19 protein-coding genes are annotated in these 25,552 nt (G+C 32.9%); 7 read left to right on the top strand and 12 right to left on the bottom strand.

Annotated elements, in window-relative coordinates; genetic code table 11:
* Positions 1-243 precede the first annotated feature (243 nt).
* The 4 genes from SHI72_RS01760 to SHI72_RS01745 all read right to left on the bottom strand — a co-directional run bounded on the left by SHI72_RS01760 (position 244) and on the right by SHI72_RS01745 (position 3,998).
* Positions 244-1,203, bottom strand: a complete 960-nt coding sequence (locus SHI72_RS01760; RefSeq protein WP_323488865.1) for a transporter — start codon at positions 1,201-1,203, stop codon at positions 244-246.
* 324 nt (positions 1,204-1,527) lie between these two features.
* On the bottom strand, positions 1,528-2,565 hold the full coding sequence (locus SHI72_RS01755; RefSeq protein WP_323488864.1) for a cytochrome-c peroxidase: 1,038 nt from the start codon (positions 2,563-2,565) through the stop codon (positions 1,528-1,530).
* Positions 2,566-2,718: 153 nt separating this feature from the next.
* The gene (locus tag SHI72_RS01750; protein ID WP_323488863.1) at positions 2,719-3,522 is read right to left on the bottom strand and encodes an MbnP family protein; all 804 of its coding nucleotides are present in this window, start codon (positions 3,520-3,522) and stop codon (positions 2,719-2,721) included.
* Between the two features lie 110 nt (positions 3,523-3,632).
* Entirely contained in the window at positions 3,633-3,998 is a 366-nt protein-coding gene (locus tag SHI72_RS01745) for a hypothetical protein (protein ID WP_323488862.1), read from the bottom strand.
* Between the two features lie 133 nt (positions 3,999-4,131).
* Here SHI72_RS01745 and SHI72_RS01740 point away from each other — a divergent pair, with 133 nt between their 5' ends.
* The gene (locus SHI72_RS01740) at positions 4,132-4,566 is read left to right on the top strand and encodes a hypothetical protein (protein ID WP_323488861.1); all 435 of its coding nucleotides are present in this window, start codon (positions 4,132-4,134) and stop codon (positions 4,564-4,566) included.
* 170 nt (positions 4,567-4,736) lie between these two features.
* On the opposite strand, the gene hemL is transcribed toward SHI72_RS01740, so the two are convergent.
* From hemL to SHI72_RS01720, 4 genes are all read right to left on the bottom strand, one after another.
* The gene (gene hemL / locus SHI72_RS01735; RefSeq protein WP_039111417.1) at positions 4,737-6,023 is read right to left on the bottom strand and encodes a glutamate-1-semialdehyde 2,1-aminomutase; all 1,287 of its coding nucleotides are present in this window, start codon (positions 6,021-6,023) and stop codon (positions 4,737-4,739) included.
* A 118-nt stretch (positions 6,024-6,141) separates the two neighbouring features.
* A complete protein-coding gene (locus SHI72_RS01730; RefSeq protein ID WP_323488860.1) occupies positions 6,142-7,038 on the bottom strand; it encodes a glucosaminidase domain-containing protein in 897 nt (298 codons plus the stop codon).
* On the bottom strand, positions 7,031-7,927 hold the full coding sequence (locus tag SHI72_RS01725; protein WP_323488859.1) for a 1-aminocyclopropane-1-carboxylate deaminase/D-cysteine desulfhydrase: 897 nt from the start codon (positions 7,925-7,927) through the stop codon (positions 7,031-7,033). Before SHI72_RS01725 ends, SHI72_RS01730 begins: the two co-directional genes overlap by 8 nt.
* Positions 7,928-7,936: 9 nt before the next feature.
* Positions 7,937-8,272 (bottom strand): hypothetical protein, encoded by a 336-nt coding sequence (locus SHI72_RS01720; RefSeq protein ID WP_323488858.1) that lies wholly within the window; start codon positions 8,270-8,272, stop codon positions 7,937-7,939.
* Between the two features lie 116 nt (positions 8,273-8,388).
* Between SHI72_RS01720 and SHI72_RS01715 the strand changes: the two genes are divergently transcribed.
* The 6 genes from SHI72_RS01715 (at position 8,389) to SHI72_RS01690 (ending at position 15,740) form a co-directional block, all read left to right on the top strand.
* Entirely contained in the window at positions 8,389-8,565 is a 177-nt protein-coding gene (locus tag SHI72_RS01715; RefSeq protein ID WP_165571403.1) for a DUF5522 domain-containing protein, read from the top strand.
* Between the two features lie 617 nt (positions 8,566-9,182).
* Positions 9,183-11,159, top strand: a complete 1,977-nt coding sequence (locus SHI72_RS01710; RefSeq protein ID WP_323488857.1) for a urocanate hydratase — start codon at positions 9,183-9,185, stop codon at positions 11,157-11,159.
* Between the two features lie 36 nt (positions 11,160-11,195).
* A complete protein-coding gene (locus tag SHI72_RS01705) occupies positions 11,196-11,741 on the top strand; it encodes a DUF4136 domain-containing protein (RefSeq protein WP_039111423.1) in 546 nt (181 codons plus the stop codon).
* A 211-nt stretch (positions 11,742-11,952) separates the two neighbouring features.
* Entirely contained in the window at positions 11,953-13,197 is a 1,245-nt protein-coding gene (gene ilvA, locus SHI72_RS01700; RefSeq protein WP_323488856.1) for a threonine ammonia-lyase IlvA, read from the top strand.
* Between the two features lie 175 nt (positions 13,198-13,372).
* Positions 13,373-13,759 carry a group III truncated hemoglobin gene (locus tag SHI72_RS01695; protein WP_086894156.1) on the top strand — a complete coding sequence of 129 codons (387 nt, stop codon included), beginning with the start codon at positions 13,373-13,375 and terminating at the stop codon, positions 13,757-13,759.
* A 223-nt stretch (positions 13,760-13,982) separates the two neighbouring features.
* Positions 13,983-15,740, top strand: a complete 1,758-nt coding sequence (locus SHI72_RS01690; RefSeq protein WP_323488855.1) for an aromatic amino acid hydroxylase — start codon at positions 13,983-13,985, stop codon at positions 15,738-15,740.
* A 185-nt stretch (positions 15,741-15,925) separates the two neighbouring features.
* Here SHI72_RS01690 and SHI72_RS01685 read toward each other — a convergent pair whose 3' ends face one another.
* The 4 genes from SHI72_RS01685 to SHI72_RS01670 all read right to left on the bottom strand — a co-directional run bounded on the left by SHI72_RS01685 (position 15,926) and on the right by SHI72_RS01670 (position 25,447).
* Entirely contained in the window at positions 15,926-16,546 is a 621-nt protein-coding gene (locus SHI72_RS01685; protein WP_039111430.1) for a DUF4230 domain-containing protein, read from the bottom strand.
* A 60-nt stretch (positions 16,547-16,606) separates the two neighbouring features.
* The gene (locus tag SHI72_RS01680; protein WP_039111431.1) at positions 16,607-17,614 is read right to left on the bottom strand and encodes an LLM class flavin-dependent oxidoreductase; all 1,008 of its coding nucleotides are present in this window, start codon (positions 17,612-17,614) and stop codon (positions 16,607-16,609) included.
* 449 nt (positions 17,615-18,063) lie between these two features.
* Entirely contained in the window at positions 18,064-20,358 is a 2,295-nt protein-coding gene (locus SHI72_RS01675; RefSeq protein ID WP_323488854.1) for a BamA/TamA family outer membrane protein, read from the bottom strand.
* 4 nt (positions 20,359-20,362) lie between these two features.
* The gene (locus SHI72_RS01670) at positions 20,363-25,447 is read right to left on the bottom strand and encodes a translocation/assembly module TamB domain-containing protein (RefSeq protein ID WP_416348464.1); all 5,085 of its coding nucleotides are present in this window, start codon (positions 25,445-25,447) and stop codon (positions 20,363-20,365) included.
* Positions 25,448-25,552: the final 105 nt, after the last annotated feature.

Raw genomic sequence — 25,552 nt, 5'->3', positions numbered from 1 at the left:
ATTTAACACATAGAAACATAGATTCTATGTCTAAAAAAGAATACAAAAAAGAAATACATTTCTTTCACATAGCTAGCTCTGTGCTTTTTAGATAAGTGAAACGCCTTTATTTAAGAGTACAAATTCTATGTTTCTATGTGTTAAAATAAATTCACCATAACCAGCACACATAAAAAAAACTTCTATATCAATAAGCTATTAGCTCACTAATATAGAAGTTTTTCTATATTATTCTAAAACCTGTTACAAACTATAATTCAGGTTTACGCTCCAGCGGTAATTAGCCTCCATTGCGCCATTCGATAAATTCTGGTTTATAGGAAGCATTCCATTTACACCAACAGAAAATTTATCTTTCCCAACCTCAATACCAAATTTTCCAAACAAGATATCTCCAGCCGTATTTGGCAAGTCTAGACCGTGTTGTTTGTTTGTAGCATAAACTTCGCCAGCAAAACCTAGTTGAGGAACTAATTGTACTGATGGTAAATCGAACAAATAAAAGAACGTTCCTGAGTAATTAAACTGGTTTCCGTATTGGTATTTTTGTTCATTTTCGGTTTTTATAACATAATTAAGCATTGTATTTAAACCTAAATTCTTTCTCTTAATTACATATTCCGAAACCAGTAAATAATCCCAACTTCCCGTTCCTAGTTGGAAACTCTTGTTTACGCTCCCTACATTATTAGCTTCATTAAACTTTCCTGTTGGCATTTTTACTCCACCACCAAGTTCTATTTTATGTGTAAAAACTGTGCTGTCTTTTTGCGTTTCAAACACCGTATAAAGTGCCATTACCGAAATATCTCCCAATCCCGAAATACTCTCGGTTCCAGTCGTTAATTCGCGATTATGAAAATGATACGGAACCAATGCCGAAATCTGGATTCTCTTTGTAACAGGAATACGCGCCCAAGCCTGAACCGTATTAAAGTTCTCATCAATCCAGGGAGAATTAGCAAAAATACCATCACGACTCGTATAACTCTGATTGAAATAACGTATTCCAACAAAATTTGTGTTTAACATCGAGCTAAAACCCATACTTCCACCACTTGCCGAACAACCACAAGCATCACAATCAAAGTCTTCCATCATTGCCAAACGCTGAAATGTAAAGCTCGAAATACTATCTTTTACCGTTGCAGCAAAAGTTAGATTACAAACTAGAACCAAACTTAAAACTATTATTTTTTTCATTGTATTTTATTTTTTTAGGAGCTCCCGATAGCTTCGGGACCCGCTTTCCGTTGCAAGCTTTTCTTAAAATCCCATTTTTCTATATGTTTACAAAGTTTCCGCTGGTCACTTTGTAAACCCAAGAAAAAATAAGGGTTTTTCTCAAAAAGGCTTTTCACTACAATCGGGGCTAAAACTCCAATTTTCATTATATTATTTAATCCTGCAAGGTTTTTTTTCAACCTTGTAGGATTACAAGATTTAAACCTTCTAGTCATTAAAATTGTTTAAATATCTTCACATTAATTATCATACCTACAAGGTTTCGAAAACCTTGCAGGAAAACTAAAACTCCGAGAATCGTTTATCTGTCAAGAATTGATTATCGGTCAAGGTTTTCAGAAAAGCGATAATTTGTTTCTTATCCATTTCCGAAAGTTCGATTCCTAGTTTCCCATTTTGTCTCAGGATTGGGTCTAATGTTGCCGAAGCTTCAATGCCGCTGGCATAATGATTAAGAACCGCTTCTAGCGTTCCAAAACGTCCGTCGTGCATATAAGGAGCCGAAACCTCAACATTTCGCAAACTTTGTACTTTAAACTTATAATAATCGCTTGCTAACTCAGTCACTTTGTAACGTCCCACATCGTTTACTTTAGGATTTACCGCAAGACCATTATTACGGAATGAATCGTCCGTCATTAAATCGGTTGCGTGACACGAAGCACATTTAGAATTAAACAAAGCATATCCAGCTAATTCATCGGCAGTAAGAGTTCCTCCAGATTCATTACGACGGTATTTATCAAAACGAGAATTAGATGATGTTGCCATTACCATAAATTGCGAAAGTGCTTTTAGCATATTCTCCGTAGTAATTGCGCCATCGGTAAAAGTTTGCCCAAACAAAGTTCGATACGTTTTATCGCCTCGCATCATTTCGAGAATAGCATTTAAATCGCCATTCATTTCGATATCGCTCGTTAGCGGAATTATGGGCTGTAAGTCCAGATGATTGGTTACGCCATCGTACATAAAAGTTCTCTGATAAGCCAAGTTCTGGATTGGTGGTGCATTTCGGGTTCCTAAAGCATCTCCAACACCATGACTTACAGTATGACCGTGGTGCGTAAAAGCGTTTTCCTGAATATGACAAAACCCACAGGAAACAATTCCATCAGAGGCCAAACGCCCATCATAGAATAGTTTTTTACCCAGTTCAAATCCTTTTTCTGTTGGTGGATTTGTGGTAATATCATAAACTAAAGCTGGAAAATTTGATGGCACCTTAAAGTCTAAAGGCACATTTATATATTCATCATCCTGATCACTACAACTATATAATAACGGAATCATAACCCAAAGAAAATATTTTATTCTCATGGTTTCTAAATTTAAAAAGAAACACAAAAGCTCGATTCTAGCCCCGATTGCCGCGATATCCTTTTTTATTTTTCTTTAAAATAAAAAAGATATAGCAAAAAGCGGGACAAGAGTTCCTAATGAAAAACAACTTTTGTGCTCCTAGAAATGAAATTAATCGTTGTGTACGTGATCTACTCTAAACATTGTTGCTACATTGGCAGTAATTAAAGGCAAAGCAGCTCCACCCATAATCATAGCGCCTGTTCCGCCCATGTTGTAATCTGAAAGTTTGATTTTATTAGGTCCGTCAAGAATTTTAGACAAATCGGCTATAATATGTACATCTGGCGAAATATTAGTTCTTACCAAGGCTTTGGTTGGGAAATCCAGCGTTACTTCGGTATAGTTATAATCAGTTCCTGTTTGTCCTGTATGGATCATAAAAGGAAGTGCAGTTGTAACGGTTTCTGAAGTAAAATTACCTTCGAAAGCAAGGAATTTATATCCTGCAGTCCAGTTCCATAACATTTTGGCAGCTTGAGCTTGTGCCAGGAAATCTCCTTGTCCTGATGCTCCCAATTGCCATTGCTCTTTATCTACTCCTATTCCGAATTTTACTTTTATGTAATCTCCCGCAGGAACATCTGATAAGACAAATTTGTAACCAGCCGCACTTGCTTCGTCAGCAATAAAATAGCTTTTTGCTTTTGGGTATGTGAATGTTGTTCCGTCAGTTTTTGTTAAAACAATATTACTTACGATGTATTTTACCGTTGTAATTTTTAAAACTTCCTTATTTGTAGTTGTGTTTGGCTGAGTTTCAAGAATTAAATCGTTTGATCCAAAAGAGTTGTCAAATTTTAATCCGATTTTTCCAGTTCCAGAAACTGATTCATTATTATCATCACTTGAACATGCTGAAATAGTAGCAGTTATAGCCAAAATAGCTATTGCTTTATATAATATTTTTTTCATTTTTGAGTTGTATATCTTTAATAAGTCTTTAAAATAGTATGTGCATAGGCTTACTTCAAATGAAAATAATCAAATGAAATAGCAAGACACAAAAGTGTTTTAATTAAAATTTAAGAAATACGTGCTGGTGGATGAAAAAACAAATCCGCATTAAGATGCGAATACAAATTAGCGTAAGCCGCATTAATTTGTGATTTGGTATTACGAGGATAAAATTGTAGGGTAAACAATTTAGTTGATTCAAACATTAAATCGACTTTATCCAGAAGGGTATTTTTTTTATCAGATGAAGATGGCTTTTCGGCATCGGCTGCTTTTGCTAATTCTTTCATCAAGTGACACTTTCCGTTACACTGCATAACAGGTTGTGCCTTGTTCTCGCAAAGTACGGTCGAAATGTAATCATAATTGACAATATATTCTATAACCGGGAATACAGGTTTTAGAAAAATAGCTAGAATCAATATGAAGACCATTTTTTTCACCATGCGAATTTAAGAAACAAATTTTATTTTATCATCTGTTAAATAAATTATAATTAAAAAAAATCAATTAAACCTATTGATTTCATCAATGTCTAACGACTATAACCTTTAAAACAAACAAATCATGAAAAAATTATTTATCGCTGCTTTATTGTTCGTTGGAATGGTAAGCTTTGCTCAAGATGCTACAACGACTTCTAAACCCCAAAAAGAAAGATTGACTCCTGAACAACGAAATGAAAAACATTTAAAGAAACTGACTACAGAATTAAATCTAGATGCCAACCAACAAGCTCAAGTTGGAAAATTACTTGCCGAGAAAAGTGCCAAATCACAAAAATACATGGAAACTCGAAAAGCTAGAAAAGACAGCAATGCAAAACCAACTGCCGAAGAAAAAGCTGCTCTTAAAAAAGAAATGATGGATGAGAAAACAGCAACAGAAACTCAAATGAAATCTATCTTAAATGCCGACCAGTACAAAAAATGGACTGCAATGAGAGAAGAAAATAAAGAGAAGATGAAAGAAAAAATGAAAGACAGAGCAAACAAACAATAATCCAGAATTCACAAAAAAAACTTCCAGCGTAAACTGGAAGTTTTTTTGTTTTTACCATTAAGAGATTAAGAAAATTAAGCTTTAGTATATCCAGGATTTAAAAACCTTGCAGGATTGCAACCTTTGAATTCCCTTAATGAAACTTAATTTCTTAATGGTGAAAAAAATATTTAAAAAGTTTTAGAAACTTTATCAATCGCCTGAATTGTAAAGTCTAAATCTTCATATGTTAATGCATCAGTAATAAACCAAGTTTCGTATGCCGAAGGTGCAATGTAAACTCCTTCATTTAACAATCCGTGGAAGAATTTCTTAAATGTTTCGTTATCCCCATTGGCAGCACTTTTAAAATCAGTAACTGGAGCAGCATCAAAATGTACCGAAATCATCGATCCTACTCTATTTATTGTAAAAACTACATTATTAGCTTTAAGAACTCTATCAATTCCAGCTTCTAGATAAGCTGTTTTCTCGTCTAAACGAGTAAAAATAGCACGATCATTATCTAACGCTTGTAACATTGCTAATCCTGCTGCCATTGCCAGCGGATTACCAGATAATGTTCCTGCTTGATAAACTGGTCCTATTGGCGCCAGATAATTCATAATTTCCTCACGAGCAGCAAATGCTCCTACTGGCAAACCACCACCTATTACTTTACCAAATGTTACGATATCGGCCTTAATATTAAATAATTCCTGAACACCTCCACGAGCAAGTCTAAAACCGGTCATAACCTCATCAAAGATTAATAATATTCCGTTTTCAGTACATAATTCACGTAAACCTTCTAAGAAGCCTTTATTTGGCGGAATACAACCCATATTTCCTGCAACAGGTTCTATGATAATGGCTGCGATTTCGTTTTTGTTAGCGTTAATTAATGTCGCTACATTTTCTAAATCATTGTATTTTGCCAGCAAAGTGTCTTTAGCCGTTCCCTCTGTAACTCCTGGACTATTTGGACTTCCGAAAGTAACAGCTCCACTACCAGCCTGAATCAGGAATGAATCTGAATGTCCGTGGTAACAACCTGCAAATTTTATAATTTTATCTCTCTTTGTAAATCCTCTTGCCAAACGTATTGCACTCATACAAGCCTCTGTTCCAGAATTTACAAAACGAATTTTATCGATATTTGGAACCATCGAAACAGCCAAAGCTGCAATTTGTGTTTCCAACTCTGTTGGCATCCCAAAAGATGTTCCTAATTTAGCTTTCTCAATTACTGCATCAACAACTGGAGCATATGCATGACCTAAAACCATTGGTCCCCATGAATTGATGTAATCTATCAATTTGTTTCCGTCTTCATCATATAAATAAGCTCCTTTGGCGCTTTTTACAAAAATTGGAGTTCCTCCTACTGCTTTAAATGCTCTTACAGGCGAATTTACACCACCCGGAATTACTTTTTCTGCTTCAGCAAAAAGCTGACTGCTTCTTTGATATATCATTATTAACTTTAGATTTTAGAGTTCTGATTTTAGATTTACACGATAAGTTTAAATCTAAAAATCAATTATAAGCTCATTAAAAATATTTTTATGTATCTGGTTTCTTTAGAATTAAATCTTACTTCACAATTAACTTCTGTCCGATAGAAAGGGTATTATCTACAAGATTGTTTTTTTGCTTTAAATCATCAACAAGTACGTTGAATTTTTTTGAAATAGAATATAATGTATCTCCTTTCTGTACTTCATACAAAGAAAGGTTACCCGAATTATTATTATTTTGTGTATTAGGTTTTGTAGCAATAACAGTTGTAGTTTTCTCTACTACTACATAGTCTTTGCCCATAGCTATATTATCGTATTGGTGTAATTCGTAACGCTCAATATAACTAATTAATTTTTCTGGATATCTAGGATCTGTTGCATAACCTGCTGCTCTTAATCCTTTTGCCCATGCTTTATAATCTCCTTTTTCGTAAGTAAATAAGGTCGCATATCGGCTTTTTCCTGTCAGAAATAAAGCATGATCACGAAACGATTCTGATGGATCTTTGTATTTTCTAAAACATTCCTGAGCCGAATCATCATCATGACGAACACTTTCTCCAACCCAGTCTTTATGGCATTTTATACCAAAATGGTTATTAGATGAAAGGGCTAAATCTCCTTTTCCTGCACCCGATTCTAAAATACCTTGTGCCAGAATAATACTTGCAGGAATTCCGTAATTTTTCATATTACCCATCGCAATATCTTTGTATTGAGCAATATAATCACTTATAGAAGTATTGGTAACAACCGTTTTTGAAGTCGACTCGATAACTTCAGTCGTATTATTTGATGTAGTTTTTTTAGTATCTGTCTTGGTATAAACCGGCTTTTTCTTAGTTTGAATCGCTACTCTTTGTTTTTGTTGGGTAGTAGCAGCCTTTTTGGTTGTTGCAATAGCAGGTTTGCTTGCGTTACAACCTATTAGTGTTATCGTTATTAATAGTACGAGTGTTTTTTTAAACATTGCTTTTAATTATTGGTAAATTTTTATTCATCAGCTTCATATTCATTCCTTGTATTCCTTGTAATCCGCCAGTATGAATCAGTAGGATTTTTGAGTTTTCGGGGAAATAATTTTTCCTAATTAAATCTATAACGCCAAAAACCATCTTTCCTGTATAAATTGGATCCAAAGGGATTTGATTTTCATCAAAAAACTGATTAATAAAGGCAATAAGCTCTAAATTTACTTTACCATAACCGCCAAAATGGTAGTCTGTAATCAATTCCCAATTTTGATTCTTTGCAAAAATACGAATTTCATCTTTTAAAAAATCCCCTTTTAACGCTGGAAACCCTAAAACTTTTTGATTTGGTAACGCACTATTGCTAATTCCCGAGATTGTTCCTCCCGTTCCTACTGCACAACATACATAATTAAACTCGGCATCTTCGGGTGTTAAAATCTCTTCACAACCTCGAACAGCGAGTTCATTTGTTCCTCCTTCGGGTACAAGATAAAAGGCACCAAATTTTGATTTTAGATTATCTAAAAAGCTTTGTTCACTTTTAAGACGATAGTCTTCTCGCGAAACAAACTCAAATTGCATTCCGTTTTCCTGAGCAAATTTTAAAGTTGGATTCCCTTCGATTTTATCAATAAGTTCATCCCCACGAATAATCCCGATGGTTTTAAATCCGCTTTCTTTTCCTGCATAAGCAACAGCAGCAATATGATTAGAGAATGCTCCGCCAAATGTGAGCAACGTTTCTTGGTTTTCGGCTTTCGCCTGAAGTAAATTATATTTGAGTTTTCGGTACTTATTTCCAGAAATAAAAGGATGAATCAAATCTTCTCTTTTAATTGTAAGTGAAATATTGTTCGGGAAAACGGTATGGATTTTTTGATTCAAAATCTAATTTTATTTTTGATTTAAATACTGCACAAACCGAAAAAAAGGTCTGCTCTTTAAATAGTTCATATTAGCCTCATTCCTATAAGCTTCTCTCTCAAAACTTATATTCTGATATGCTAAACTTGCATTTTTATATTGAAATAAACGCACCACATATTCTATTACATACCAAATAAAAAATGGCAATATCAATAACTCTAATTGTTGGCGTAAATGTATTTTTTCATGATTAACAAAAACCTGATTGTTTTTGTCCGAAGGGTATTTTACCAATACAAACGGAAATACAGCCATTCCTCGATATCCTTTCGGAATTAAATATTTAGCAATAATCAAAAACATTCGCTGTAAAATTTATAAATTTGTAGTAGTAAATTACTTCTATACAAAGAAAATCATAATCAATTGAATTTACTTAAAATTAAACATAAAAATAGCATTTTGCCAAATTCAGAATTATGAATGAACAAAATAAGGAAAATAAATTAATTGAGGGCGAAGATTTTTATTATACCCCCGAAGGATATAAATGTTTTACCGAAAAACACCATTTAAAAAGAGGGTATTGTTGCAAAAGTGGTTGTCGCCATTGTCCTTATGGATATGATAAAAAAACGGGAGAAATTAGGAAATAGATTATTAGACTTCTTAGACTTTTGGTTTTTTGGATTATTCGACTGCTCCAAAACCTGAAAACCCTAAGAAATCTTAAATTCCTTTGAAACAAATTATATAATCTTTAAATTTCCAAATCTTTAAAAAACGATAATTAGAAAATGTATCAATTTGAAGATTAAAAAATTCTACTTCAATGGATTTTTCAATCTTTAAATACTTAAATCTTTAAATACGAAATATGGATATCTGCTCTCAAAAATATAGGATTACAATCCACAAATCCTATCATAGGTCGGATATTCGGTATCCCTAGTTGTTAATTAGAAAACATGTCAATGTGCCAATTTGAAAATTAGATAATTATTTGAAATCGAATTTTCATTGATAGGTATTTCACTCCTATGGAGCTTTTACCAACTGATCGTATTGTTTTCTATAAATATCACGCCTTTAAAAGGCTGAAAAAATAAATTCGTTGGAATTATATTATTTTTATAGAAATAGAATTTATCGATTAGTATTTGAACCCCAGCGGGTCAACAATAATCTAAAAAACAAAAAATTAATCTGTTGTTAATCTAGCTAAAATACCTTAGCAACTTAGAATCTTAGCAACTAAGCAACTTTAAAAAAAATGACTTTCCAAGAACAAATACAACAAGGAATTCCATCTATATTACCTCCAAAAGCAGTATACGATTTAGCTATAAATCATGCACCAAAGCGTAAAGCAATCCTTTCAGCAGAAGAAAAAAAACTTGCCTTAAAAAATGCATTACGTTATTTTGAACCGCAACATCATGCGGAATTAATAACTGAATTCTCTGAAGAATTAGAAAAATACGGACGTATTTATATGTACCGCTTTCGTCCTGATTACAGAATGTACGCCAGACCAATTAGCGAATATCCTGGAAAATCAGAACAAGCAAAAGCTATTATGTTAATGATTCAGAACAATCTGGATTATGCTGTGGCACAACATCCGCATGAATTAATTACTTATGGTGGTAATGGTGCTGTTTTCCAGAACTGGGCTCAATACTTGCTTACTATGCAATATTTGTCGGAAATGACAAATGAGCAAACACTAACTATGTACTCTGGACACCCAATGGGATTATTCCCTTCACATGCCGAAGCTCCACGTGTAGTTGTTACTAATGGAATGGTTATACCAAATTATTCTAAACCGGATGATTGGGAGAAAATGAATGCACTTGGGGTTTCTCAATACGGACAAATGACTGCAGGAAGTTATATGTACATTGGGCCACAAGGAATCGTACACGGAACCACAATTACGGTTTTGAATGGTTTCAGAAAAATAAAACTAAATCCCGAAGGAAACTTATTCGTAACTTCTGGATTAGGCGGAATGAGTGGCGCACAACCTAAAGCAGGAAATATTGCTGGTTGTATCACCGTTTGTGCCGAAGTAAACCCTAAGATTACTAAAATCCGTCATGAACAAGGTTGGATTAATGAAATTGTAGAAGACCTTGACGAATTGGTAAAAAGAGTTTCTTTAGCAAAAGCTAATAAAGAAGTAGTTTCTATTGCTTATTTAGGAAACGTAGTAGATGTTTGGGAGAAATTTGACCAGGAAAATATTAAGATTGACTTGGGATCTGATCAAACTTCGCTACATAATCCTTGGGCTGGTGGGTATTATCCTGTTGGAATTACCTTTGAAGCTGCCAATGAAATGATGGCTAATAACCCTGAGTTATTCAAAGAAAAAGTACAAGAAACACTTCGTCGCCATGCCGACGCTATAAATAAGCATACTGCCAAAGGAACTTATTTCTTTGATTATGGAAATGCTTTTCTATTGGAAGCTTCTCGTGCAGGTGCTCAGGTAATGGCCGAAAATAATATCGATTTTAAATATCCTAGTTACGTTCAGGATATTATGGGGCCAATGTGTTTTGATTACGGATTTGGTCCGTTTAGATGGGTTTGTACTTCTGGAAAACCCGAAGATTTACAAAAAACAGACGCTATAGCTTCTCAGGTTTTAGAAGAAATGGCAAAAACTGCACCCGATGAAATTCAGCAACAAATGCAGGATAATATTAAATGGATAAAAGGTGCTCAGGAAAATAAACTAGTTGTAGGATCACAAGCACGTATTTTATATGCCGATGCCGAAGGTCGTATAAAAATTGCTGAAGCTTTTAACCAGGCTATTGCCAAAGGCGAAATCGGACTAGTCGTTTTAGGTCGTGATCATCATGATGTTTCGGGAACAGATTCTCCTTACAGAGAAACATCTAACATTTATGACGGATCAAGATATACAGCCGATATGGCAATACAAAATGTCATTGGTGACAGCTTCAGAGGAGCAACTTGGGTTTCTATACATAATGGTGGTGGCGTAGGCTGGGGAGAGGTTATAAATGGTGGTTTTGGTATGGTTCTTGATGGGTCTAAAGAGGCGTCAAAACGCTTAACATCAATGCTTTTCTGGGATGTTAACAATGGTATTTCAAGAAGAAGCTGGGCTCGTAATGACGAAGCAATTTTTGCAATAAAAAGAGCCATGGACACGCAACCTTTATTAAAAGTGACCATCCCTAATATAGTAGACGAAAAGTTATTCTAAATTAAAGTCGATATTAAACTTTTAAATTATTTAAACATGAAAAAATTATTTATTTTACCGATTCTATTCCTTTTTATTCTAAGCTCTTGTAGTTCTGTTTCAGTCTATTCAGATTATGATAAAAATGTGGATTTTACTAATTATAAAACATATGCCTATTTTAAAGCCGGTATTGATAAAGTAGAGATTTCTGATTTAGATAAAAGAAGAATTTTACGCGCTATCGATGAGCAAATGGCAGCAAAAGGTTTTACTAAAAGTGATAATCCAGATTTATTAATAAACATTTTTACAAAAGCCAGAGAAGAAGTGAATGTAAACCAGTTTAGCGCTGGATGGGGTTACGGATGGGGATATGGATGGAATCCTTACTTAATGATGGGAAATCAAACTTCTGTAACAACATCTACCCAAGGAACTTTATACATTGATTTTATCGATGCTAAGAAAAAAGAAATGATCTGGCAAGGTGAAGGTGTAGGTTATTTAACTCAACAAGGTGGAGAGCAAAAAGATAAAATAGTAACCAATTTTGTGACTAAAATATTAGCACAATATCCACCTACAATTGCAAAAAAATAATCTTTTTTGTTGTTCTTATTAAATAATTAATACATTTGTTTTTTCAAATAATAAACAATGAAAAACTTAAATAACATTATTATCGCTATTAACATTATTGTAATTATGCAATAATGGCGAGGTGTTATATAAATAAGTAAACAAAATACAATTTATTAGAACCTCCCAAATCGGGAGGTTTTTTATTTTAAAAAACAACCAAAAAAACACCATGAATTTATTTAATGAAGTAATTACAGCCAAAGAACAACTAAGCAAAGTAGTTGCCGCTACCCCACTAACTCAAAACCTTAATCTTTCGGACGAATTTAAATCGACTATTTTATTAAAAAGAGAAGATTTACAAATTGTACGTTCGTATAAAATTAGAGGTGCTTATAATAAAATTTCATCCTTAAATGATACCGAAAAAGCAAAAGGTGTTGTTTGTGCTAGTGCAGGAAATCACGCTCAAGGCGTAGCTTATTCTTGTAATTTACTACAAATAAAAGGCAAGATTTATATGCCGAAAACAACTCCAAAACAAAAAGTAAAGCAAGTACAATTATTCGGAAAATCTTTTGTTGAAATTGTTCTTATTGGCGATACTTTTGATGATGCTTATGCCTCTGCAACAGAAGATGCTGAAAAAAGCAATAGAATCTTTATCCATCCATTTGATGATTTAAAAGTTATTGCAGGACAAGGCACTGTAGGATTAGAAATTCTGGAATCATACAAAGAACCTATAGATTATGTATTTGTTCCCATCGGTGGCGGCGGACTTGCATCAGGACTTTCTGAAGTTTTTAAACATCTAAGTCCTGAAACCAAAATTATTGGGGTAGAGCCAAAAGGTGCTCCATCGATGAAGACATCTATTATTGATGGCAAAAACACACCTTTAAAAACCATTGATAAATTTGTAGATGGTGCAGCAGTAAAGCAAGTTGGCGATATGACTTTTGGTATTTGTCGCAAAAACTTAGATGATATTATTCTCGTTCCCGAAGGCAAAGTTTGTACAACGATTTTACGCTTATACAATGAAGAAGCTATGGTTGTAGAACCAGCCGGAGCATTAACAATTGCAGCATTAGATTTTTATAAAGACAAAATAAAAGGCAAAACAGTAGTTTGTGTTGTAAGCGGAAGTAATAACGATATAGAGCGCACTGCCGAAATAAAAGAACGTTCGTTACTTTACGAAGGATTGATGCATTATTTTATGATTCAGTTCCCTCAACGTCCTGGCGCGCTTAAGGAATTTGTAAATGATATTTTAGGCCCAAATGATGACATCACTTATTTTCAGTTTGCCAAGAAAAACAGCCGAGAAGTTGGTTCGGTGGTAGTTGGCTTGGAACTTAAAAACAAAAAAGACATCGTAAATATTAAAACCAATATGGTTGCCAAGGGATTCGAGTTTCAATATCTCAATGAAAATCAAGATTTATATACGCAGTTAATTGGATAAAAAATAAAGGACTACTTAAAAACCTAGTAATCCTTTTCAATACCATTATTTTTCATTTTATGATTTATAAATGATCTATTATTTAAGAACCATTTTAGATTCATTTAACTAAATATATAAGATAAATCCTCTGTTTTGTGTTATTTTTGCATTTAATTTTTTTCCACATAAAGCCATGGTTATTTTAGACATTACAACAATCGAAGACATAAAACTATTAGTGAATACTTTTTATGCTAAAGTTCAAAAAGACGAACTCATTGGTTCGATTTTTAATGAAAAGATTCAAGGAAGATGGCCAGAACATTTAGAGAAGATGTATAGATTCTGGCAAACAATTTTGCTAGAAGAACATACTTATTCTGGAAGTCCGTTTCCTCCACACAAACATTTACCTGTTGACCAATCCCATTTTAATAGATGGATGGAAATTTTTACAAAAACTGTAGATGGTCTTTTCATAGGAATTGTTGCTGAAGAAGCAAAAGTACGAGCAGCTAATATGGCATATATGTTCAATTACAAAATTGAATATTTTAGGAATGCTGGAAAAAATTCATAAATAGCTCTAATATAAATTAGCTAGTTCCAAAATAGAACTAACTGCCGAAATATAGAAAACCTTGTAAAACTCAAAAGAATCATGTCTGATTTTGATAAAGAAATTAAGAACCTAAAATAGGCTCCAAATTTTCTGTCTAAATGATAACACAAAAAATTACTAATAAAGCTAAAAATAGCTTCATAAATTCGTAATTTCGCAGAAGAACTACAACGATTTCGAAATGAACCCAACTATTGAAACAAATCCGTTATTGGACAGATTGCCTAAACACTTAAAGCAATTTATTAAACCTCAAGATTACAGCGATTATACGCCAATTAATCAAGCGGTTTGGAGATATGTAATGCGTAAGAATGTTGACTATTTATCTAAAGTTGCTCACCATTCGTATCTAGACGGATTAAAGAAAACTGGAATCGAAATCAATAATATTCCGAGTATGTATGGCATGAACCGAATCTTAACCGAAATTGGTTGGGCTGCTGTAGCCGTTGACGGTTTTATTCCGCCAAATGCTTTTATGGAATTCCAGGCATATAATGTCTTGGTAATTGCTTCGGATATTCGTCAGCTAGAACATATTGAATATACTCCTGCACCCGATATTATTCACGAAGGTGCTGGCCACGCTCCTATTATTGCTAATCCTGAATATGCTGAATACTTGCGTCGTTTTGGCGAAATTGGTTGCAAAGCCATTTCTTCGCATAAAGATTACCAAATGTATGAAGCGATTCGATTGCTTTCGATTTTAAAAGAAGCCGAAGGTACTCCACAAGCCGATATCGATCAAGCTGAAAAAGCAGTTGAAGATTTGCAAAACAATATGGGCGAATTGTCTGAAATGGCACAAATAAGAAACTTACACTGGTGGACAGTTGAATATGGTTTAATTGGTACAGTCGAAAACCCTAAGATTTACGGCGCTGGTTTATTATCTTCAATTGGAGAAAGCGCTTGGTGTATGACCGATAACGTAACTAAAATTCCTTACGATATCTCGGCAGCAAACCAAAGTTTTGATATTACAAAATTGCAGCCTCAACTATATGTTACGCCTACTTTTGCTCATTTAAATCTTGTTCTTGAAGAATTTGCTAATAAAATGGCTTTGCGTACGGGAGGAATTTCCAGCATTCAAAAATTAATAAACTCGAATGCTTTAGGAACAATAGAACTAAGTACAGGTTTACAAATTTCTGGAGTTTTTACTAATGTTATTGAAGCAGAAGGGAAACCCGTTTACGTACAAACAACAGGAAAAACAGCATTATCTTACCGTGAAAAAGAATTAGTTGGACACGGAATTTTAACGCATCCTGAAGGTTTTGGCAGTCCTATCGGAAAACTAAAAGGCTTTAATCTGGCTATTGAAGATATGAGTCCGATGGATTTAAATGCTTATAAAATAGTCGAGAATGAAACTATAAAACTAGAATTTGAAGGCGGGATTATTGTAGAAGGAGATATCATTACTGGCTCTAGAAACTTACACGGTGAGATTATTTTAATCAGTTTTAAAAATTGTACCGTAACTCACGGAGATACTATTTTATTTAAACCTGAGTGGGGTAATTATGATATGGCAATTGGTAAAAAAGTAGTTTCTGCTTTTTCTGGACCTGCCGATGTAAATAGTTTTGATTTAGTCGATTCTATTCCAAAAACAAAAACCATCAAAGCCAAGCATTCTAAAGAGCGTGATGAACTAGAAGAATTATACCAACAAGTTAGAACTATAAGAGAAACTAATTCTCATGAAACACTATTAACTTCTATATTCGAAAAGATCAAAGCAAATCATCCTAATGATTGGTTACTATCTGTAGAAATAGCTGAACTTTTAAAGAATAGTAATCAACCTCAATTATTACAGGAAGTATTGGCTCATCTTGAAAATTTAAAAACAAGAAGACCAGAAGTCGCTCATTTAATTTCTGGAGGTTTAGATCTGATTTTTGATAAAGAGAAGTGTTAGAAACATTTTCATCCATAAACTTGTCTTTCCGAGGAACGAGGAATCTCCGCTAGAAACTAACACAAAGTGTCTTACGTTTGTGGAGCTACTCGTGGAGATTCCTCGTTCCTCGGAAAGACAAGTTTGAGAGAAAACTTTGTGCCTTTGTATCTTTAAGCCTTTGCAACTTTGAACCTTAGCAAAACCTACAACTTCAAGTCATTACTAAGATCAGTTTCGTTTTGGATTGTTTTGCCGTCGTATTGTAGTTTCCAACCCATTGTATTTGTCAGGATTAAAATTTTAGACAACTCACTGATTAATCGGTTTTGTGCATTTGCTTTAAGCGAAGACTTCTCAATTTTCTTAGCTAAACTCGCTTTTACAGATTTATTTATTTTATTATAATCATCTCCTGTAAACTCGTTTAACTGACTTTGCTCTACATTATAATACTGAATATCTGGATTGATTGTAATTTCTTCTTTTGGAATCGATACAATCTTTATTACTTTGTTTTTTTCGTCGATTTCATATTTCATCTTATGCAAATCGTAGGCAACAGTAACGTTTGCATTTACAATAATCAATGCTTTCTTCTCGAAAGATATCATATCTAATAAATACTTGTTTGAGTTTTTATAGGTTACTACTTCAGAGAAATGCCCTTCGGTAACTACCAGTTTCCCAACGTTTACAATTTGTTGTTGTATTAAATTGGTATTATAATCCAAACTTGTCGAATCATCTTTTTTGAATTCACAATACTTGAATGCAAGGACAATTCCGACTATGATTACGATTCCGACTAAAATTCTTCTCAACATAATTATGTTTTAATGATGGCTATTATGAAGCCAATTTAGTGATTTTTTCAGAAAGCATCACTATGCTTTATTGATGTTATCGATAACCTCTTTAAGAATTTTTATACTTTTCATTTTATCCTGATGGTCAAAAATTGGGCTTGTAATCATCAATTCATCTATACCTGAATAGTCTATAAAATGCTTTAGATCTTTTTCTAATTTCTCTTTGCTTCCCTTAAAGGTACAAGCTGTCATTTGATCTACATGAAATTTTTCTTCTTCGCTCATCAATCCATCTAATGACTCAAGTGGTGGTTGCATTGGTTTTCTATTATTACGAACCAATCCTAAGAACATTTGATATAATGTAGTCGAGAGAATTTCTGCTTCTTCATTTGTATCTGCTCCAATCGCATTTACACAAGCCATTGTTTTAGGACTGCTCAAATATTTTGAAGGAATAAAGTTTTTGCGATAAAACTCAAATGCCTGCAACATCATCTTTGGCGCAAAATGTCCTGCAAATGCATACGGTAATCCTTTTGCAGCAGCAAGAGCAGCACTATCCATACTAGATCCTAATATCCAAACAGGTACATTTGCCCCTTCTGCAGGAAATGCACGTACTTTTGCGGAAGCATTATCTGGTGAAAAATAATCATGAATTGCTTGTACATTTTTTGGAAATTTCTGTGATTGCTCATAAAAATCCTCTCGGATTGCTTGTGCTGTTAACGAGTCTGTTCCTGGTGCTCTGCCTAGCCCTAAATCTATTCGGTTTGGGTAAAGTGTTTCTAGCGTTCCAAATTGTTCCGCGATAATAAGTGGTGAATGATTAGGAAGCATTATTCCGCCCGAACCTACACGAATGTTTTTAGTCTGGCTTGCTATGTAACCAATTAAAACTACTGTTGCAGTACTTGCCACGTGTGCCATATTATGATGTTCGGCCAGCCAGAATCGGTTATAATCTAAACTATCAGCTAGTTGTGCAAGTTCTTTGGTTTTCTGAAAAGTTTCTGCTGCATTACTACCTTCAGTAATAAATGCTAATTCTAATAAGGATATAGGTATATTATTGTTCATGTTTAATTAATCTTTTTACAAAATTAGACATTAATAACCTTTTAATTGTTAATTGAATTGTAAAATTCTAACACCGTTAAATAAATATAACGTCGATAGAAAAAAATCTCTTATTTTGAATAGTTACATAATAGTTCGAAGTCACAAAATTTCTTAGGATAACTTGATGAATCCAAAAGTTATTTTTTGTAACTTTAGATAACAAATCATAAACCTCTTAATTATGAAAACTAGCAGAAAAATTAAATATATCACCAAAAGATATATTTACAGAATTATCAGAGATATAAGCGGTAATAAGGATAAATCTAAAAAATTGCTTTTATCTAATTTATTAAAAACAAACGTCCAATTACTTAAAGGTATAGATGTTAATAGTACGGTGCTTTTTTAACTCTTTATGTTAACAAAACTACATTTTTAACTACTAAATTGATGTTGGGATATCCTTAAAAAGGATACCCAATCGCGATGTTGAGTATTAAATTGTCTTTTCTCCAAGAGCCACTTCCAAAGTTAATATCATCTATTACCCAGCGTTGTCCTTCGGGTAAATAAGGTATTCGCAACGGAAATGCAATATCGGTTCTTAATATCAAGAATGATAAGTCAAAGCGTAATCCTGCTCCAGCACCAATTGCAAGTTCTTTCATAAAGTTCTTACTGATTTTTGCTCCGGGTTTATTTGGGTCATTATTAACCAACCAAACATTTCCAGCATCTAGAAAAACGGCTCCTCTTACTATACTAAAAAGTTTTGCTCTATATTCTGTACTAAACTCTAGTTTTAAATCTCCTGATTGATCTGGCAAAAATGTAGTTGTTGTATCTGGACTTTTAAAACTACCTGGTCCTATTGAGCGTGCTCTAAAGGCGCGAATACTATTAGTTCCTCCTACTACAAATTGCTTGATCGATGGTAAAGAAGAGGAATTTCCATAAGGCAAACCAGCTCCTACAATAATCCTACTTGCTAATTGGCTCTCTTTTCCTAGTTTTAAGTAATGTCTAAAATCGGCTCTTACTTTAACATATTGACTAAAAGGAACATCAAATATTTTTATAGTATCGTTTTTCTTGACATTAGCCCCTGTTACCAAGCCTGTAATATTACCTGCAAGATCAATTTCTCCATTAAAATAGAATGTATTCTTTTTTCTTTTTCGCATGGTATTGGTATAAGTATACGAATACGTAGGTCCAAAGATTAATTGTTTTTCGAGTACTTTAGATAATGATTCATCTTCTGCAACTTGCTGTAAATAATAAGGCGTTACATGATTTGGACTTACATAATTAACTTCTATAATATCCAGTTGGTGTTCTTTACGAATATTTTCTTTCCATAAGTAACCAAATGATCCTCTAAAAGAATTTAAGGCATAAAGATTTATTCGGTTTTGATATTCATATCCTAAAGTCGCTTTTGTTTTAGGAACAAACTCGCTAGAGCCTTGGAAATTGAAAGGCGTAATTAATCTTGGCCAGGTTAAACTGGCTTCTCCTCCTACTTTGTAGATATTATTTCCTTTATTTTGTCCTGAAATCTGAAAATCGGCTCCTCCAAATATGGATACGGTAAACAATTCGGCTCCTCTTAGTAAATTTCTATTATTCCAGTTTACATTAATTTCTGAACCTGTATAGCTAGCCGAATTGGTTTTTCCTAAAACCTCAACTCGAATGAATTTCTTTGGCAATAAGGTTAAATAGTAATATGCATCGAGAGCATTTTTTATACTATCGGATTCTTTAAATTCATTTTTAACAAAATTAAATGTTCCTAAGTTTACAAATCGATTAAGGGAAAGATTATGATCTGATCGATTATAAAAATCTCCTTTTTTAAAATACAAAGCTCTGTCAAATACTCTTGGTCTAAATGTATTTGTAGAATCTATAATCGTGAAATCTTTGTATTTTAAGATGTCTTCTTTTTTATAAGCTACACTATCTTTTAAAATCGAAAAATTAGGATACACTACTATATCATTAATTTTATAAGCAATTTTGGCTTTTGCAGGTGTTTCGCCTTTTATTTTTAATTTTATATTTACCTCATAATCTCCTTTGGTACTATCTACTTGTGCCAAGATATAATCTGGATTAAAATAATAATATCCCTTTTCTTTTAATCGGGAATCAATACGTTCTCTCTCAGATTTTATAACATCTAAATCATATGGCTTACCAACTTTTAATAATGATCTGCGACTAGTTTTTCCTATTTCTTTGGCTATAGCCGAAGAATCATTAGGAAACGTAACACTTTTAATTTTATACTGTCGTTTAGGAAAAACGGTATATTCTGCTGTTGCTCTTTTATCTTTTGCTGTAGAATCGGCACTAACCCTCACTTTAAAGAAACCTTTATTCTCAATAAAATTTCGCAACACTGCCGAGTTATAATCTAAATCGACTTTGCTGTAAAGTACAGGTGCTTCTCCAACTTTATTTCTTAACCAATATCTTGTTCCTTTCTTTTTCTTAGGTTCCCCAGCCACATTGTATATCCATAATTTAGGACGCAATCCCAGAAACTGTTTGTTAGGTAAAGGACGTAGTAAACCTTCTAGCTCAGTCTGTAGTTCTTTTTTTTCTTTCTTTGTAAGAATGGTGTCTTCTACTTTTACCGAAGCTCCTGTATATAACAATTTCCCTTTTGGCAAATATTTGGTATTGCTACATCCTAAAGCAAAAAACAAAGAAAGTAGTATAAAATATTTTAGATATTTAGTTTCCATATTACTACGTTTTTTGCTCTTGTTCATTATCTAATTCTTCTTTCTTTTTCTCTTCTTTCTCTTTTTGCTTATCCTTTTCTTTGCGTATTTTTTCTTTTTTAATCAGTTCTTTTTCTTTCTCACTACGATGAAATAATTCTCTGAACTTATTATAATTCATCGTAATAATAAATGCAACTCCAGTTTCTACAACCTGCCCCTCTACAGCAACCTGATATTGGTTTTTACGATATGCTCTAACCATGTATCGTCCGTCTTTAGTAAGTTGGTAATCTATAGCAACATCTCCAGCAATATTAGTATCCTGCTCATTGTTATCTTGTCCTTCTAGTCCAAAACTGCTTCCTATGGTTACTTTTAATCTATCATTTAATAGTTTTTTAGAAACTCCTACATTCAAATCTGTCTTGTTTTGCTTGGTTCCCGAAGTATAATCATCTGTAGATTCCAAATCAAATTCCAATTGAACACCACTTATTAAATCTCCTGCCAGATTATTTAATTGATCCGAAAGTATTTTACTCACACTTTGTCTCGCCATAGATTCGGCACTTGTACCACCACTTTCGCTTGCAAAAGGATTTTCACCAACAAATCTGTTCAAGAGTAAAAGTGCAAAAACCTGTTTATTTAATTCGGATGGTTCTTGACGTAATTGTTGCAATCTTGCCTGAGACTTTGTTACAATATCCGATGAAACATCGTAGTTACCGTCTGGAAGAACAATATCAAACGAGATTTCAGGTTTCATCAATTCTCCGTTCATCTTTAATAAAGTTTGAAACGGAATTTTTTGTTTGTATGTGTTTTTTTCTGCTGCTGATACAGTTCCTAGCTGATTCCCTAATAAGTCTATCGGCGCAGTATTTACTTTATATATAGCTGTTAAATTTAAATTTGCCATTGTAGGCTCTCCAGTCCATAAAATATAACTTCCTTTCTGGATATCAAATTTTCGTCTTATCATATTAAAACTCATCTCATAAGCACCTTCACTAAACTCATATTTTCCTGTTAGTGTAGTTTTTCCAGATGGATCAATCCCGCCAATAAGATCTGCTTCTCCAAGCAATCTCAGGTAATCTCCGTTACCTTTATCTATTACCAATGTAAGTTCTGCTTTTTTATCTATAGAGATGGCAACGCTCACATCCATGCCAATCAGTTTCGATTGATTGAGTTTGCTTTCCATCGCAGCAGTTTGTTTCAGTAGTAAATTATCTTCATTTACAAACTCTACAATTCCTTCTCTATCGGCAATCGAAGGATCTGATTGAGGCATAACAACTGTGAATTTTGTATCCTCATTAATTTTTATATTTCCTCCAACAACTGGATTATCTAATGTTCCTTTTATATTTAGATTTGCATCTAATGATAAATCCCCATAAAACAAATCATTATCAGCTTCTGTAGAATGAATGGCTCTAAACTGATCTGCTTTTATGGTTAAAGCAAAATCATAATTTCTAAAATCTTTGGAGTTGATATTTCCATTTACAAATAATTCATTCTTGTTTTCATCATAAACAGAGAAATTATCAAAGACAATCGCTTCGTTTTCAAACCTGATTTTCTCATTGGCTATTTTATAAATAGAATTAAACTTCGTCACTTTAAAAGCAGCGTCATTAAAATCTAATTCTCCATTTACTTTAGGTAAATCGGCATTACCAGTAATTTTAAATTTTCCTGATAAATAACCAGAACCATCGGTAACATTACCCATGCTAAAACCTTGAATACTCTTAATATTTAAATGATTGATGGCTATATCAAAATCAAAAGTACTATCATCGATTTTATAATTACCTGTTAGGTTTACGTCATTTCCATTCTCTGTTAAAGTAACATTTGCTCCTAATAAATTATCGGTTTTATTATCTACTTTTATACCAATATTACCAACTGGTTCACCTTTAAAAGCAAAATCAACTATTTTTAGATCGGAAGTAAAAGTTGGTTTTGTCATCACATTTTCGACCAAAACTGAACCATCTATTAATCCTTGCATTAATAATTCATCTTTTTTAACCATATTTAAAATGGTCTCAATTTTAAAATTAACAAAATCGACTTGTAAAGGCGCGTTCTTTCCGTCGTTTTGTGATTGAATTTTTAGTTCATTACCCGAATTGCTCAAAAAGAACTTATTAATGTAAAGTCTCTTATCTCCAAATTCAATAGAATTTTCCTGATCTAAATTCCATTTATCATAATTCAATACAAAATTATCTGAATCAAATTTTATAGTGTTTTTGGCATTTTCATGAAGCAATTCTCCTTTAATAAAATACTGTTCTTTATCTTCTTTGTCTTTTATTTGTAATGCATACCCTAAGATGTTATTCTCGATTTTACCTGATAAACTAACAAAAGGGATTTTAAATTCTCCGCTTTCTACTGGAGCTACAGAAACCTGATATTCTAGCGCGTTCTCTTTTGTTTCTATATTTATCTTACCATCAGAAATTGTATTTGTATCATAAATAATTTTAGGGATAGTTCCTTTAACCTCTAGAGAATCTACTACGTTATTATATTTTCCTGTGATTTTGATAGGTTCTAAACCTTTAAGCTTTGGAACTAATTGAAAAAGTAATGGATCACTATCTACAGATAAATTAAATGTTAATCGCTGCTCATCTGAATCTCCTTTGGTTTTAGGAACTTGCAAATCCATGTATTTTGATAGCGATTTTTTTAATGCTGCCGATAATGTTGTCAGTTTATATTTTCCATCAACTTCTGCTTTCAGGAATTGAGATATTACCTTGATATTATTTTTTTCTTTATCGGCATAAGCCAAAATTTTAATGGAATCTAATACAATTGGTTGTGCATCTTTTAAAACCTGAATATTCGACAAGAAAACCTTTCCGTTTAAAAAATCAGGATTACTATTGGCAATATCAGCATCAACATTTCCTCTAATTTTCATCGGACCTGCATGAAGATTTAGTTTCTCTAAATCGGCAATATCAAGGTTTAATTTTAATTTTACTGCGGGATATTTATCATCAAATCTTCCGTTGGCAACTAAACCAAAATTTAAATTTGGGTCTTTAATTCCTGAATTTATTGCAAAAGCTCCTTTGGCAATCTCTCCTTTTAAAGTTAAATCTCGGTAGGTATATTTATTAAATACTGCTTTTTGTACAATTCCGTCCAAATGCGCTTGTGCCGTTTTAGGGTCTAGTCCTTTCCCTTTTACTTTTGCTTTAAGCGTAATTTTTCCTAATGAATCGTTTTTTATTAGTTTACCTAAATCAAATTCTGAAAAAGAAATCGTAGCATCATATTTCTCAGATTTTTTAATTCGTTGATCAAACAAAGCATCCACTTTGGCATTTCCGAAACTACTATTTAGCGCCAAATTAGTTTTAAAATTATTGACTGAACCTTTAAATTTTCCTTTTAAATTAAATTGAGAAGGTAACTGTATACTTTTTGGGATTGTTCCTGCTGGCACAAACGAAATCACATCTTTAGATGTACTCACAAAGTTTTTTATATCCAAATCATAATATGCTTTTTGTGCATCTGGCATTCCAGTAATTTTTCCTGAAATAGAAACTTTTGTCGTTCCTATTCCGCTCATTTCAAACTGCGGAATTGCTAAATCCTTTACTTTCCCACTTACTCGTGCATTTATAGATAAAACTGCATTAGGATTACTCTTAAACGGATTGGTATTTTGTAAATCTGGAACAAAAAGCAATATGTCTTTAAATCCAACTTTTGCCTGACTTAAATTGGCATCTAAACTTAGATTATCAATATTTTTAGTTACCGCCGCGATTGATGGATAGGCAACTTTAATATTCTTTTGCAATAAAGTTTGTGGTGTTTTTAAATACAGATTATCTAGATATGCGTTTTTAGGCCCATAGAAAAAATCTGTTTTAAACGTTTGAATCTTAAGCCCGCTTTTTTCATTTACTGTAAATGATTTTACGCTCCCCGAAATCGTGTCATTTGCATAATACAACTTTTCGGCTTTTAAATTAAAATTATCCAAATCAAGATGTCCATAATCAATCCCTTTCTTAGTAGGTTTTGATTGCATATCATCATATTTAAAAGCGATATTTTGTATATCGGCTGACTTCAGTTTTAACTTCCAGCCTGCTTGAGGAATAGCTGTAGAATCTAAATCGGGCGTTTTAAGTTGTTTATCTTTTACGCCTAATTGTAGATTTCCTTTTAGATCTTTTAGTTCGAAAGTATCAAAATCTAACAACTGATTATTTAAATCTAATTTATTAACCAGTAACTGTAATTTCCCCAGAGTTATTCCTGAAGCGAGTTTAGAATCTTTATTGTCATAAGAAATATCGATTTTAGACAAGTTGATTTTATTTAGTTTTAAATTAAAATCTGGTCTTTTCGAAATTGTATCTACGGTTTTTACTGATGTTTCGGCTATCTTCTCTACTAAATCCTGGTTTAGAACTAATTTTAATCCGTTTAAATCTATATTCGGAATATCAAAATCCATTTTATCCAAATCGAATTTTTTAAATTCTGTTTGAAAATTAGCTAGTTTAACACGAACATCATTTTTGGACAAATCATCTTTAAAATTAAAATTGATTTTATCCAAATTGATTTTAACTACCGATATTTTAAAAGGTTTACTATTGGGATCTGCAGATTCTGGTTCTTTGGAAGCAAATGCTGCAATTATATAATCGAAATTAAAAACTCCGTCTTTGTTTCTGGAAATATTTGCAGTTGTATTTTCAAGTGAAATAGAATTTATTTCTACTTCGCTACTTATGAGTTTAAACAAATCAATGTCTATCTCTAATCGTTTTCCGCTAAGTAAAGTATCTTTCTTTTGATCTTCAAAATAAAAACCTTCTAATACGATTTCTTTAGGAAAATTAATGGCTATTCTATCTAAAGCTACTTTGGTTCTTATTTTTTTTTGCAAATAAGTAATTGCCTTATCCTTGGCGTAGTTTTGTACTGCCGGAACCTGAATTAAAATTGTAATTAATAACAATAATGCTACTAATGTAATGACGCACCAAAGTAGCACTCGAAGTATTTTTTTCAGAAAAGAAATTCGTTTCTTATTCATATAAAGAAAATAAGGCTAATAACTGGTTTAGATTATCGACATATGGTTATTAAATTTAACTAACCATATCCAATTTACAAAATTGTAAAAAATATACCTCAATAC

The sequence above is a fragment of the Flavobacterium sp. PL02 genome, from assembly GCF_035013205.1.
GTDB lineage: Bacteria > Bacteroidota > Bacteroidia > Flavobacteriales > Flavobacteriaceae > Flavobacterium.
This window is presented reverse-complemented; position numbering and strand designations above follow the sequence as displayed.